This window comes from Lysinibacillus sp. A1, assembly GCF_000801965.1.
Taxonomy (GTDB): Bacteria; Bacillota; Bacilli; order Bacillales_A; family Planococcaceae; genus Lysinibacillus; species Lysinibacillus fusiformis.
This window is the reverse complement of the sequence record NZ_JSZM01000041.1, coordinates 1-12,277: the sequence shown is the minus strand read 5'-3', so window position 1 is coordinate 12,277 and position 12,277 is coordinate 1. Positions and strand designations below refer to the sequence as shown.

14 protein-coding genes and 1 other annotated feature (1 of these 15 cut by a window edge) are annotated in these 12,277 nt (G+C 36.9%); of the genes, 2 read left to right on the top strand and 12 right to left on the bottom strand.

The window, feature by feature from the left end:
* Positions 1-93, bottom strand: a binding site (T-box leader); it reaches 146 nt to the left of the window's first position.
* 206 nt (positions 94-299) lie between these two features.
* On the bottom strand, positions 300-746 hold the full coding sequence (locus PI85_RS22310) for an Lrp/AsnC family transcriptional regulator (protein ID WP_036127985.1): 447 nt from the start codon (positions 744-746) through the stop codon (positions 300-302).
* 139 nt (positions 747-885) lie between these two features.
* Here PI85_RS22310 and PI85_RS22305 point away from each other — a divergent pair, with 139 nt between their 5' ends.
* Positions 886-1,470 (top strand): DJ-1/PfpI family protein, encoded by a 585-nt coding sequence (locus tag PI85_RS22305; protein ID WP_036126169.1) that lies wholly within the window; start codon positions 886-888, stop codon positions 1,468-1,470.
* Between the two features lie 57 nt (positions 1,471-1,527).
* On the opposite strand, the gene PI85_RS22300 is transcribed toward PI85_RS22305, so the two are convergent.
* Together PI85_RS22300 and acnA are read right to left on the bottom strand one after the other, a co-directional pair.
* Positions 1,528-2,988, bottom strand: coding sequence for an S-layer homology domain-containing protein (locus PI85_RS22300; RefSeq protein WP_036126170.1), 1,461 nt, complete (start codon positions 2,986-2,988; stop codon positions 1,528-1,530).
* A gap of 276 nt (positions 2,989-3,264) precedes the next feature.
* A complete protein-coding gene (gene acnA, locus PI85_RS22295; RefSeq protein ID WP_008178676.1) occupies positions 3,265-5,970 on the bottom strand; it encodes an aconitate hydratase AcnA in 2,706 nt (901 codons plus the stop codon).
* Between the two features lie 551 nt (positions 5,971-6,521).
* On the opposite strand from acnA, the gene PI85_RS22290 reads away from it, so the two are divergent.
* A complete protein-coding gene (locus tag PI85_RS22290; RefSeq protein WP_036126172.1) occupies positions 6,522-7,184 on the top strand; it encodes a hypothetical protein in 663 nt (220 codons plus the stop codon).
* Between the two features lie 140 nt (positions 7,185-7,324).
* Here the strand turns inward: PI85_RS22290 and PI85_RS22285 are convergent, their stop codons facing one another.
* From PI85_RS22285 to PI85_RS22250, 9 genes are all read right to left on the bottom strand, one after another.
* Entirely contained in the window at positions 7,325-8,191 is an 867-nt protein-coding gene (locus PI85_RS22285) for a serine protease (RefSeq protein WP_082011626.1), read from the bottom strand.
* Between the two features lie 278 nt (positions 8,192-8,469).
* Positions 8,470-8,763 (bottom strand): hypothetical protein, encoded by a 294-nt coding sequence (locus tag PI85_RS22280; RefSeq protein WP_036126174.1) that lies wholly within the window; start codon positions 8,761-8,763, stop codon positions 8,470-8,472.
* 168 nt (positions 8,764-8,931) lie between these two features.
* Positions 8,932-9,630 carry an N-acetylmuramoyl-L-alanine amidase family protein gene (locus PI85_RS22275; protein ID WP_052323603.1) on the bottom strand — a complete coding sequence of 233 codons (699 nt, stop codon included), beginning with the start codon at positions 9,628-9,630 and terminating at the stop codon, positions 8,932-8,934.
* Complete coding sequence (locus PI85_RS22270) at positions 9,630-9,884, bottom strand: phage holin (protein WP_036126175.1); 255 nt, start codon at positions 9,882-9,884, stop codon at positions 9,630-9,632. Before PI85_RS22270 ends, PI85_RS22275 begins: the two co-directional genes overlap by 1 nt.
* Before the next feature lie 12 nt (positions 9,885-9,896).
* Positions 9,897-10,145, bottom strand: coding sequence for a hypothetical protein (locus PI85_RS22265; RefSeq protein WP_036126176.1), 249 nt, complete (start codon positions 10,143-10,145; stop codon positions 9,897-9,899).
* A 141-nt stretch (positions 10,146-10,286) separates the two neighbouring features.
* Positions 10,287-10,460 (bottom strand): hypothetical protein, encoded by a 174-nt coding sequence (locus PI85_RS24485; RefSeq protein WP_158499491.1) that lies wholly within the window; start codon positions 10,458-10,460, stop codon positions 10,287-10,289.
* An 83-nt stretch (positions 10,461-10,543) separates the two neighbouring features.
* Positions 10,544-10,741 carry a hypothetical protein gene (locus PI85_RS22260; protein ID WP_036126177.1) on the bottom strand — a complete coding sequence of 66 codons (198 nt, stop codon included), beginning with the start codon at positions 10,739-10,741 and terminating at the stop codon, positions 10,544-10,546.
* Positions 10,742-10,752: 11 nt separating this feature from the next.
* A complete protein-coding gene (locus PI85_RS22255) occupies positions 10,753-11,394 on the bottom strand; it encodes a DUF2612 domain-containing protein (RefSeq protein WP_036126179.1) in 642 nt (213 codons plus the stop codon).
* A partial coding sequence (locus PI85_RS22250) for a baseplate J/gp47 family protein (protein ID WP_039392472.1) occupies positions 11,387-12,277 on the bottom strand: 891 nt, incomplete at its 5' end. The genes PI85_RS22250 and PI85_RS22255, both read right to left, overlap by 8 nt.

Here is a 12,277-nt window from a genome sequence, read left to right as displayed (position 1 = left end):
ATTTTCATGTAACACCTGCACACCGACTTCCACCAAATGTCGGCTCTCTGTAGAACAAAATGAAACATTACTTTTTCTCATCAACGAAGTTGTATGCTTTTATTGTCACTCATCTTATCAAATTACCAATTGTCTGTCAACGATGGACAACCTCAATTTATTTCGTTTAGACAAGTGACAATACTTTACAACAGACTCCCTTATTGAAAATTGTTAGTCGATACTGCTTTGCCAAGCATATCGCTATAGGGCACCTTCACTCGATCACCCTTCTCAAAACAGCCGATGTCTCATGAAACTTACATATTATCGTTTAGACCCGTAAATGGTGTGATCATCTTTTTTTCATTTGAAGATAATACGATATTCGTAGAGGGGGTACCATAGGGCATGGTCGCATCAATAAATTGTTCTAATGTTTCCACTGAATAGGTTGCTAGTTTAACAATATAGCTGATCTCCCCTGCTACACGATAGCATTCAAGAACATCCGGGTGGCTATTACAAAAAGCAGATAGACTTTTACAATCGATGGATTTAAATAAAATAATCGCCTGAATGGTACGTTTCATTTTTTTGATGTTCACTTTAGCGTGATATCCTTCAATTACACCTTGTTCCTCGAGTTTTTTGACGCGTTCGATTACCGCAGGAGAAGATAAATGAACGATAGCGGCTAATTCCTTCATCGAGATTTTGGCATTCTGCTGTAACTGCTGTAAAATTTGAGTATCAATTTGATCCACCATTAATCACCTTTCTTAATCAACTTTTTTTCATATAATTCCTGTTTTAATAAGGAGATTTATCTAAAATACATTATACAGCTTCTGTTTTCAGTTGGCTTCTTTGATTACAATAAAAGCATAAAGGAGGCAGAAACAAATGAAAAAAATAATGTTACTTTTAGCAAATGGCTTTGAGGCTGTGGAAGCAAGTGTTTTTACAGATGTACTTGGTTGGAATAAATGGGAAGGTGATGGATCAACAGAGGTTGTCACTGTAGGATTACATACACAGCTTCAATGCACATGGAATTTTAAGGTCGCTCCTGAAAAATTACTCCATGACATTGATTTAGCAGAATTTGATGCTTTGGCTATTCCAGGTGGCTTTGAGGAAGCGGGCTTTTATGAGGATGCCTTTAGCGAGGAATTTCAAATGGTTGTCCGGCATTTTCATGATCAGCAAAAGCCAATTGCAACGATCTGTGTAGCTTCCATAATATTGGGACATAGCGGTATACTCCACAATCGTAAGGCGACAACCTATAACCATCCAACTAGTAAACGATTAGCACAGTTAGAAAGCTACGGTGCGACTATTGTCAATGAGCGAATTGTGCAAACAGATCATATTATTACTTCCTCCAATCCAGGAACTGCCTTTGATGTAGCCTTTCGCTTACTAGAAACACTGACATCTACCACAAATACAGCAAGAGTAAAAGACTTAATGGGTTTTCATTAATTGATAAAAAAGTAGGCTACACTATGTATTTGGCGTAACCTACTTTTAACTTCACTCTTATTTGCTTACTGGTGGCACTGTTTCAGTTGTGCTTAAATCTATTTCCTTCGCATTGTCTAGTACATCTTTTGGAATTGTAATTGTCGTCACAGCATTGAAATCATGATATTTGATAGTCATTTGCTGTTTTGTTTTGATCGTATTGCCTTCTACTTTCATGCTTAATGACATATCCATAGCAATTTCTTCAACATCAAATGTCTTTTTATTAATCACTAATTTGTAAGTAAGGCTATCAAAAGACATATTGCCTAATTGTCCATCCAAATCAGCATCCATTCCTAAATCCATGTCACCAATCTGTTGCTTCACCAACTCTGTGAATTTATCACCAGCACCTTTCAAGGTTAATTCATAACGGTCTGCTGTTTCCTTTAAAGTGAAATCCTCAGCAAATGATTGAAGCATCTCTAATTGCTCCGCTGCATCTGGCTGCATGCCTGTTTGGCTGAGAACATCTTCAAATAATTGTTTCGGGAATTTTACCCAAGCCTTCTGGTCTGCCTCATACATATACATACCATCTTTAGCCGTCATATACATTTTAATTGGCAAATTAATCGCTTCACCACTTGTTGGCTCTGTTAATGACATCGTACCATCTGCAAAGAATTGCATCGGTTCTGTAACAATCTCCATCTTCATATTGCCTTTAGAATCCATTTTCATGGTTTCCTGACCATCTTTTGCTTCTACTGATTGAGATATTGTCATTGTAGCTTTCATGCTTTTTAATTCTTTTTGCTTAGCTAATGCTTTCGTGAACACTTCTTCTAGCAAAGCATGATCGTTTGCTTCAGGTTTTTCTTCTGTTACCGGCTCCTCATCTTCCCCAGTTGAAGGCTGATCTAAGCCTAAGGCGTTAACAATAAATGTCGCTAACTGACCACGTGTTACATTTTTATCCACCCCGAATTCTGTTGCCGTCACGCCCTTCGCAATTCCTGCTTCATACAATGCCGTTACAGCATCTGCAAACGGACTAGTTTGAGGTACATCCGTAAATGGACTTTTTCCTTCTGCTGTTAAGCCTGTTGCCTGTGCCACCATAACTGCCATCTGACCACGCGTAATCGTCTCATCAGGGCGGAAAGTATCATCCTCATAGCCATTTACAGCACCTAAATTAACCAATGTAACAATCGCCTTATAGTATGGACTATTTGAATCGACATCCTTGAAATTCGGATTTTCATCATCTGTTGTTGTAAGATCGAAAGCCCCCGCAATCATCTTCACTGCTTGTCCGCGTGTTACATCCTGTGTTGGTTTAAATGTTCCATCAGGAAAACCATTAATTATATCAGCTGCATGTAATGTTGAAATACTTTTATAATGTGCATAATCTTCACTTACATCTTTAAATGGACTAGCTGCCGATGCAGGTACAACAGCTACAGCCGTAATGGCTACCGCCGAAGTTGCCGCCATAAAAAACTTACTTTTTTTCTTTGTCATGATCATTCTTCCCCCATTTATGTAAAAATTTAAAGGCTTACCCTTTAATTTTATATAAACATTTGGGAAAATGCTATGTATTTGGAAATTTTCAAGCTTCTTGGTTTTTTCGCTCTGTCACATTTAGCGCTTTAGCCGTCACTTTTGCCTCGCTATCCGTCACTTTCTCCGTTTTATCCGTCACTTTAGCTGTTCTCTCCTTTTATCTCCATGACCTCATAACAAGTGCAAACAAAAAAGCCGACCTCCTAAGAGATCGGCTTGTGAATGTTATGATTACTCAGCAGCTTTTGCGCGTAGAACCATTTGTAGGATACCACCATGACGGTAGTAGTCTACTTCTACTTCTGAGTCGAAACGAGCTAAAGCTTGGAAAGTTTTAACTGTGCCGTCTTCAGATTTAGCAGTTACTGTTAAGATTTCACGTGGTTTCACGTTATCAGTAATGTTTACAGAGATTTCTTCTTTACCAGTTAAGCCTAGAGTTTCAGCAGATTCACCTGGCATGAATTGAAGTGGAAGAACACCCATCATTACTAAGTTAGAACGGTGGATACGCTCGTAAGATTGTGCGATAACAGTTTTCACGCCAAGTAGGAATGTACCTTTCGCAGCCCAGTCACGAGAAGAACCCATACCGTAGTCGTTACCAGCAAGTACGACTAAGCCAGTACCTTGCTCTTGGTATTTCATACATGCGTCATAGATGTACTCTACGTCGCCTGTTGGCCAGTAAGTAGTGAATCCACCTTCTGTACCTGGAGCAACTTGGTTACGGATACGGATGTTTGCAAATGTACCACGCATCATTACTTCGTGGTTACCACGACGAGAACCATAAGAGTTGAAGTCACGGATTGCAACACCGTTTTCAATTAAATATTTACCTGCAGGTGTATCTTTACCGATCGCACCAGCTGGAGAAATATGGTCAGTTGTGATTGAGTCACCGAACTTCGCCATAATGCGTAAGCCATCTAAGCCTTTAATAGCTTCTGGCTCTTTTGCAAGACCTTGGAAGAATGGTGGGTTTTGGATGTAAGTTGATTTGTCATCAAATGTGTATAGAGACTCAGTTGATGTTTCAATTGCATTCCATTTTTCGTTCGCTGTGAATACAGTTTCGTATTCTTTTTGGAATAATTCACGGTTAACTACAGTACCTAATACTGCGTTAACTTCTTCAGTTGAAGGCCAGATATCAGCGAAGAATACTTCGTTGCCATCTTTGTCTTTACCGAATGAATCTTTTTGTAGGTCAACATCCACTGTACCTGCAAGTGCATAAGCAACAACAAGTGGTGGAGAAGCTAAGTAGTTAGCTTTTACAAGTGGGTGTACACGACCTTCGAAGTTACGGTTACCAGAAAGAACTGATGTTACGAATAAGTCATTTTCTTTAATTGCATCTTCGATTTCAGGTAATAATGGACCTGAGTTACCGATACATGTTGTACAACCGTAACCTACAGTGTTGAAACCGATTTGGTCAAGGTAAGTTTGTAAACCTGAATCTTCAAGGTAACCAGTTACAACTTTAGAACCTGGTGCTAAAGAAGTTTTAACCCATTTAGGTACTGTTAGACCTTTTTCTACAGCTTTTTTCGCTACTAAGCCCGCAGCAATTAATACGTATGGGTTAGATGTATTTGTACAAGAAGTGATCGCAGCGATTGCAACAGCACCTGTTGGAATTTCTACATCGCCTTCAGCGAATTTTGCTACAGATGTTTTTGCGAATTCATCTTCTGTTAAACCGAAACCTTGTGTACCTTGAGGTGCCACTACTGCTTCTTTGTAACGAGAACGCATTTGAGATAGTGGAATTAAGTCTTGTGGACGTTTTGGACCAGAAAGGTTTGGTTCGATTTCAGCTAAGTTTACTTCTAATACGTCAGTGTAAACTGGCTCTAAAGTTGGATCGAAGAACATGTGGTTAGACTTTAAGTAAGATTCTACAACCGCGATGTGCTCTTCGTCACGACCAGTTAAACGCATGTAGTTTAATGATTCTTCGTCAATTGCGAAGTAACCACATGTAGCACCATATTCAGGAGCCATGTTAGAGATTGTCGCACGGTCAGCTAGTGGTAATTTAGATACGCCAGGTCCGAAGAACTCAACGAATTTACCAACTACGCCACGTTGACGTAATACTTGTGTTACTTTTAATGCTAAGTCAGTAGCAGTAGTTCCGTTTGGAAGGTCGCCCACTAATTTAACACCGATAACTTCTGGAATTGGGAAGTATGAAGGTTGACCAAGCATACCTGCTTCAGCTTCGATACCACCTACGCCCCATCCAAGAACGCCAATACCGTTGATCATTGTTGTATGAGAGTCAGTACCTACTACTGAATCTGGGAATGTTTCGAATGTGCCGTCAGCATTTTCGTTTACGTGTACAACTGGAGCTAAGTACTCTAAGTTTACTTGGTGAACGATACCTGTTGCTGGTGGTACAGCACGGAAGTTATTGTAAGCAGTTTGAGCCCATTTTAAGAAGTTATAACGCTCAGCGTTACGTTCAAATTCTAGGTCCATGTTTGCTTGTAATGCAGATGCATTACCGTATTTGTCAACTTGTACTGAGTGGTCAATTACAAGGTCAACTGGAATAGCAGGGTTGATTTTGCTTGGGTCGCCGCCCATTTCCTTCATTGCTGAACGAAGAGATGCAAGGTCAACAACTACTGGAACACCAGTAAAGTCTTGTAATACAACGCGAGAAGGCTTGAATGGTACTTCTGCTTCTGGATCAGCACCATTGCCCCATTTTGCTAATTCGTTTACGTGCTCTTCTTTAATTACATATGCATCATATTGACGTAAAACAGATTCTAATAAAACTTTAATTGAGTAAGGAAGGTTTGAAACTTTTGCAACGCCAGCTTTTTCAATCGCAGCTAAGTCATAGTAATTGTAAGTTTTACCATTTACTTCGAATGATGCGCGGCTGTTGTGTAAATTACCTTGTGCCATTTGCGGATCCCCCTAAATATATCTTTTTGAAAAGGCTTTATAAAAGTGTAGCATCTTTTCTCCAATACCCATGATAACGTATTTATATTCATAAGTAAATTACATTAATATTATCTTTTTTGATAAGCATAACTTATGACCTTGGTTGCTATCCTGATGTTTTTAATTTTTTGATGTGCATAATAAAAAGGGTTTGTTTTTATAAGGGTTTCTATACCTATCTAACTAAGTGTATTTAAATGTATTTAACTGGGGTACGATGTGGGGTACAAATTGGGGTACATGAATTTTTTCTAAAAATTGTACCCCATAAGAAAATAATAAAAAAATTCTTCACCCAGACAGGTTTATTTATATAGTAGAAATCATAACAAAAAAATTATGTAGAAATACTTCTACTTTTAGAAATATAATTAACTTCTTCGCAATTAAACAAAAAGAACCATCCTATGGCTATTTAAATACAATTTTAATCTATATTTATAATACTGACAACACCTTCCATTTATTGATACTTTATTAATACAACTCATACAAGGAGCAAATAATATATGAAGAAACTCATTTTAAGCGCATCACTTATTTTTACACTTGCCCTAACTGGATGCGGTGAAAGTGATTCCTCAAAACCAAAAGAAACTGTAAAGAAAGTATCATTAGAAGAAAAAAGCAAAAAATTTATAGATGAAAATTTAGAAGGTAAAACAATCGTAGATTTTACAAATAAATTATTAACTGTAGAAGTTGAAAAATTGATAGATATGATCATACTTGGCCATAAAAACGGACAACAATTTAAAGATGATTTTGATATTCTTGGTAGAAAAGCAACGGCCACTGGTGTAATCACAGAATTTGTATTCGAAAGTTCTAATATTGGTCAAAAAAGAAGAAGAGAAGGTTCAACTACTGCTGTGCGTGCAGATAAGTTTATCATCTATATGGGCAATAAAGACATTGAAAACTTCAAGTTTATTGATTACGATGAGCTCTATGATAAAAATAAGAATAAAGACGAATTTTTCTTAGGCACTTATCCTGAAGAAATAACTAATTTCGCAATAATCGATTTGGATCAAGAAGCAGATTTAACTGCTGGACAACAAATAACAGTCGAAGGAACCATTGCAAACTACGTTCTAAGAAAAGACTATTCAGACGAAGGCAAAATTGACGAATTTAATGTTATGATAAATGATGCTATATTAAAATAAAATTAAAGAAAGTCACTCATTTTTAATGAGTGACTTTCTTAGTTTAGGACACTTCTTGTAGTAGCCTTATCGAAACTAAATCCTTTATTTGTATATTGAATTACTTTGTGTTCTTACGACTCGCTCGATTTATAATTACTTTATTGATCGCCACGTTGTTTCCAAATTAATAAATTGTTAAAAACATCTTGATTAATTCTAGTTGCTGAATTCGGACATCCACCATATGCATGAATTCCTACAGCATAATGTTGCCCATCAGGTGCATCAATCCACAAAGGACTACCGCTATGCCCCCCCACGGTATCAATATCGTAATAAATTTTTCTGTTAGCAACATTTGTTATTGTATCATACATAAACCATTGAGTATTAGGCTTATCTCCCGGATAACCTGATAAATTAGCTTTTACATTTTTCAACTGAGAATCTTGGTATGCTGCAAAACCAAAATATCCAGTTACATCTCCAATATGAGTTGGCAATATTATTGCACCATAATCATAATTAGGGTCATGTTGTTCTGTCCAACCTTTAACAGAAGATAGATTTGTGCTAGTTATCTCTCCGTAAGGTTCTTCATTACCGTTTCTTCCCAACACAACAGTTATAGATGTATTCCATTTGTTTAAGTCTGTGCTATATACACAATGTCCCGCAGTTATGACTGTACCTTTACCATTTAACCAACCAGTAGCTCGAGCTCTAGCACCGTCAGCACGTGTAATAATTAGTTGACATATAGCTCTCCAAGGGTATATTTTTGTGTTTAGAATAGGAGAACGCTCATCTGAACCACAAATAGTTTCAGGTATCAGACCTTCAAGCTGTTCAATGGTAGGTAAACTACTTATATACGCCGTATTTACAATTTTATTATTTTTCGTACCAGCAAAATTTAGCGATGTTTGTAAAGCCTGTCCTCCCACGTTCCCTTCGGATACATAAACGTCTGTACTTTCAGCTTCTACATTATAGACGATAAGAGAGTTTTCATCTTTGTTCATTTAATATTACACCTCGTTATTATTTTTCAAAAATATTACAACAATATTCGCTATTCTTTGAAACTATTACTTTTACTATTCAAAAATAAACTGACATTATGATGATCAATTGATTTCGCTTCAAAGCCTTAATCAGTTGCTCTTTCATTCTCCAAACTCCTTTGTTAAGGATATTCGTTTACAATCAAAACAGAACAAACATTCTTTTTTCTGTATTTAAAATTATTCAAACATTGTATTTTCCATTAAAATAAAAAATGACTTTATTTTGTTGATTTTTATTGTGGAACTATTCCCTCTACAATTACTTCATACTCTGCTGTTTCAAAATTAGCAAATTCTACCTCCCAGGTAAACAGAGAAGCATCAAGGGGCCAAGCCTTTGTACAAACCACTTTTTTTCCACTGTTATCTTTTACGCGAAAAACAATACTTAAAATTTGCTTATTACCATATGATAAATTATCTCCAGCAACGCCTCCATTAGCAGGGATCTTTATTGTTTTTAAAAGTTTACCCTTCATTTCAGGTAGTTGAGAGCCCACTACGTAATCATCATTTTGTAAATTCAATTTTACACATCCTTTCATTTTATATTCATTAGTGTTCCTGAAAAGATAAACATTTATACAGATATAAAAAGCAATCTGTTATTATTGCTCAACATGTAAATCCTTCAAAGGTGAATCTTGAATATGACCATCATTTACAGATGCGCAATTAAACCTCCTTGCGCTTACTTATTTTGTACGTTGTGCAATGATAATTTTTAGTCCTTCGAAATCTCCGCCAGTTAATGTATCAGCGTCGAATTTGTCTAGGTGCGACTTATCAATAATCTTTTTATCAACCGCCTGATTGATGTAATCACGTACCGCAACTCTAAGTGTTTCATTAGTAAATTTCATTATGTCATCATCCTTTGTAATATTATTTGGAGGTTTAGGTTGCATATTTGCTTTAACCATTTGTAAAAAACTGCTCCACGGAATAGGTGCGCTTGAGGAACGCATCTTGCTAGGACAATTTTTTCCACTGTAATAGTTGTGTTGCACAACATCATTGATTGTTAGTTTTTCTTCTTTTAAAATTCTTGCAACTAATGCTGCTGTATTTTGTATAGTTCTAACATAGTCACCATCACTATTTACACACATTTCAACTTGGATTGCTTCGTTATTCCCTTGTGTACTACCTGCCGCCCAACATTGCCAATCGTGAGTAAATGATTGTACAGCTTCTTTGTCATCCACAGACCAATGCCAACTTGCTTGACGACTATTGCCATTAGCTTGCAATCTTGCATGGTTGTCTGCTCCACTACCTTTCTTGATATTGTCAGTTTCATGGATACATACTTTTTTACGACTGTTTTTACGTCCTCCTGTTACTTTAATAGCAACGGCTACAGATACTAAATGTCGTCTGATTAACACCATTATTCATCACCCTTTCGGTCATATCCCATGGCTCTTTCGCTATCATTTGTACCTGGAGTAGTAGGATCAACAACCACACCAATCAGAACTAAAAAAGCGAGCACAGTGTTAAATAACTCTGTAACTCGCTCGTTATAAATCGTTGTGTCGTAGCCAAATAGAGCCCCGATTTGTTGAATGATTAGTAGCATCAATGCAAATGCTCCCACTAAAAATGGTTTGTGTTTTAAACGTACTTTCCAGTTGATTTTCATGTATAGTTCCTCCTAAAATATGTGTTTTTCCATGCGATCCATACGACCCTCAAGTGACGTTAAGCTTTTGCTGATATCCCCCATTGTATTGGCTTGTTTTCCTTGTGCTGCTGTTAATCTTTCTAAATTTTTTAGCAATCGTTCTTCTCGCTTATTAGAATTCAAAAATACATAAATGACTAAGCAAATACACAAGATTGACCACACGACCTGTGAATTTGCTATATGACTTGCTGCTGTTACTACGGATACCATATCCATTGCATCACCAATCCTTTGACCTATTTAAAATAAAAAGTCATGAGAAGCATCGAGATTCAGTATGGTGTACCGTTGCCCATCTCGATTGCTCTCATAGCTCATAATAAAAGCCCTCCACTTTGTAGCGTGGAAGGCTAGATATCAAATTTCACTTACACTGTTAATTCTAAATTTCGAATGTCCCAAATAGTTTGTTACTAAAGGTTTGAAGATTTTCGTAATTTCTTCCTCTGACATATCCTCATCAAACTTTTCATCACATATCACCGAACCATCTCTATGAATCTGCAAGTCTCTATAATTTACTTCTACCATTATTAACATCCCCTTTCATTCTTAATTATTTCGACAAAAGGGGGTGTTTACCTCTTAATTCAGACAAAAAAAATAACGCTAGCTTATGCTGCTACAGCTTGAGTTAAATCGTCAACATTCACACCAGCTTGCTGTAATTCCTCAATACATTTAAAAGCTCTGTTTAATAACCAGTTCATATGCTGTGCAGATGGTTTCATACCTGGTTGCCAACCACTATCTTTCAAAGACTGTGGCGGTTCAACACCAGTTGCATTCCACTCTGGTAATTGTTCTGGCATCTTTATTCCTCCTATATCGGTAATTCGTTATCTTGACTAGGCGCATAAGCTGCACCAAGGTAACCTCCAATGGTATCGTCGTTGATGTCACCAAAGCCTTTTGTGTTATCAATAGAGTTAGTTAGATCACCAAACTCAAATGTCCCTGTAAGCTCAATTACGCCAACTTTTACACCAGCCGCCACTGTACGTTGTACTATTCGCACAAAATTCGTTGGGTCTAAACCTGCCTCATTTAACTTTGTTAAAGGGAGCTCAATAACCTTGATAGCTGCTGGTTCTGGTTCTTCCTGATCATTCCACTTCTCTTTAATTTTTATCATTTTAGGGTCAATAGATAACGCTATAGCTAGGACCTGAATTATCATATCAATTGTTCCGTCACTTAAATTCCGGGCTATTTTAGACTTTAATAAGATCCTATATACTTCATCATTTGCAACACCACGAGACTGATTCACATTTTGCCCAATCAAATCAAGACCAACACCTTCAGCGTCATCAATGTTTCTCCATTGTCTTATACGATCATTCGTTTCTTTTATTTTTTGCGCTTCTGCAGAAAAGATACTCATCAACTTAGAAATATTAGAATCCGGTGTCTTGTCAAAGTAATCGGAAAATCGTTTTACAATTGATTTTGTACTAAACATGGAGTATCACCTCTATGTCTTTGAAATGCGTCTGAGCAACTTCTTGTAAAGCTATTACTACGTTTGAATCATCGTATTTCACACCATCTTTTGAAACCTCTACCTTTACATCTTCAATCCCATCTACACTAAAAGTTATAGCATTCAGGCGAGCTACTACCACATCCTCACCCATGTTTAAACCTGAGTAAGCATTGTTGTTAGAATCTGTACCTCCAACATATCTAATCAGTGCCGTTTTGATTTGATTAACGCCGTCAAATGTAAATGATGTATTGGTTGTGACATTTACTTTTATAGAAATATTTACCTCTTTTGCCCTAGTGAATCCGATTTGTTTTACATCACCACTTAAATCAAGTACATCTACATAAGTTGTTCCGTAAGGTTGTATCCCTCCAGCTTTCTTTTCATGAATCGCTTTAGATACTTCTTCATCGCTGCCACCTAAAACGAATGCTTGAATGGACCTAGGCGGCGTACCATATTGGTCTATTTCATCTTTAAAATTTTCAATTACCTTTGCTGCTCGAATGCTAGAAATTTTCAATAGATTTGTACGTATTACCGCTGTTGTAGCTGAACCAATACCTTCTACAGTAATATCAGCTCTTTCTCGAGCTTCGACATCCGTTTCTTTTTCACGGCCACCACTAGTTTTTAATGGATTATTTACACTGATAACATCGGCATCAGGATTCACTATTTCTGTAATTGTATTTGCTCCTACATTACCAATAGCCCCAACATCTAATGCTACAATTTCGACTGTTCCTTTACCTTCTGTATTGAGTGTAAAATCGTAAATTGTTTCAAAGAATACGTTGCTATTTGTGGACACTAAAAAACCACTTTCTATGAAGTGAACTGCACCCCAATTGTT

Bases quoted from the DNA above. Each gene is read 5' to 3' on its own strand.
- PI85_RS22305 (WP_036126169.1), top strand. From the start codon at position 886: ATGAAAAAAATAATGTTACTTTTAGCAAATGGCTTTGAGGCTGTGGAA.
- PI85_RS22300 (WP_036126170.1), bottom strand. From the start codon at position 2,988: ATGACAAAGAAAAAAAGTAAGTTTTTTATGGCGGCAACTTCGGCGGTA.
- acnA (WP_008178676.1), bottom strand. From the start codon at position 5,970: ATGGCACAAGGTAATTTACACAACAGCCGCGCATCATTCGAAGTAAAT.
- PI85_RS22290 (WP_036126172.1), top strand. From the start codon at position 6,522: ATGAAGAAACTCATTTTAAGCGCATCACTTATTTTTACACTTGCCCTA.
- PI85_RS22285 (WP_082011626.1), bottom strand. From the start codon at position 8,191: ATGAACAAAGATGAAAACTCTCTTATCGTCTATAATGTAGAAGCTGAA.
- PI85_RS22275 (WP_052323603.1), bottom strand. From the start codon at position 9,630: ATGGTGTTAATCAGACGACATTTAGTATCTGTAGCCGTTGCTATTAAA.
- PI85_RS22270 (WP_036126175.1), bottom strand. From the start codon at position 9,884: ATGAAAATCAACTGGAAAGTACGTTTAAAACACAAACCATTTTTAGTG.
- PI85_RS22265 (WP_036126176.1), bottom strand. From the start codon at position 10,145: ATGGATATGGTATCCGTAGTAACAGCAGCAAGTCATATAGCAAATTCA.
- PI85_RS24485 (WP_158499491.1), bottom strand. From the start codon at position 10,460: ATGGTAGAAGTAAATTATAGAGACTTGCAGATTCATAGAGATGGTTCG.
- PI85_RS22260 (WP_036126177.1), bottom strand. From the start codon at position 10,741: ATGCCAGAACAATTACCAGAGTGGAATGCAACTGGTGTTGAACCGCCA.
- PI85_RS22255 (WP_036126179.1), bottom strand. From the start codon at position 11,394: ATGTTTAGTACAAAATCAATTGTAAAACGATTTTCCGATTACTTTGAC.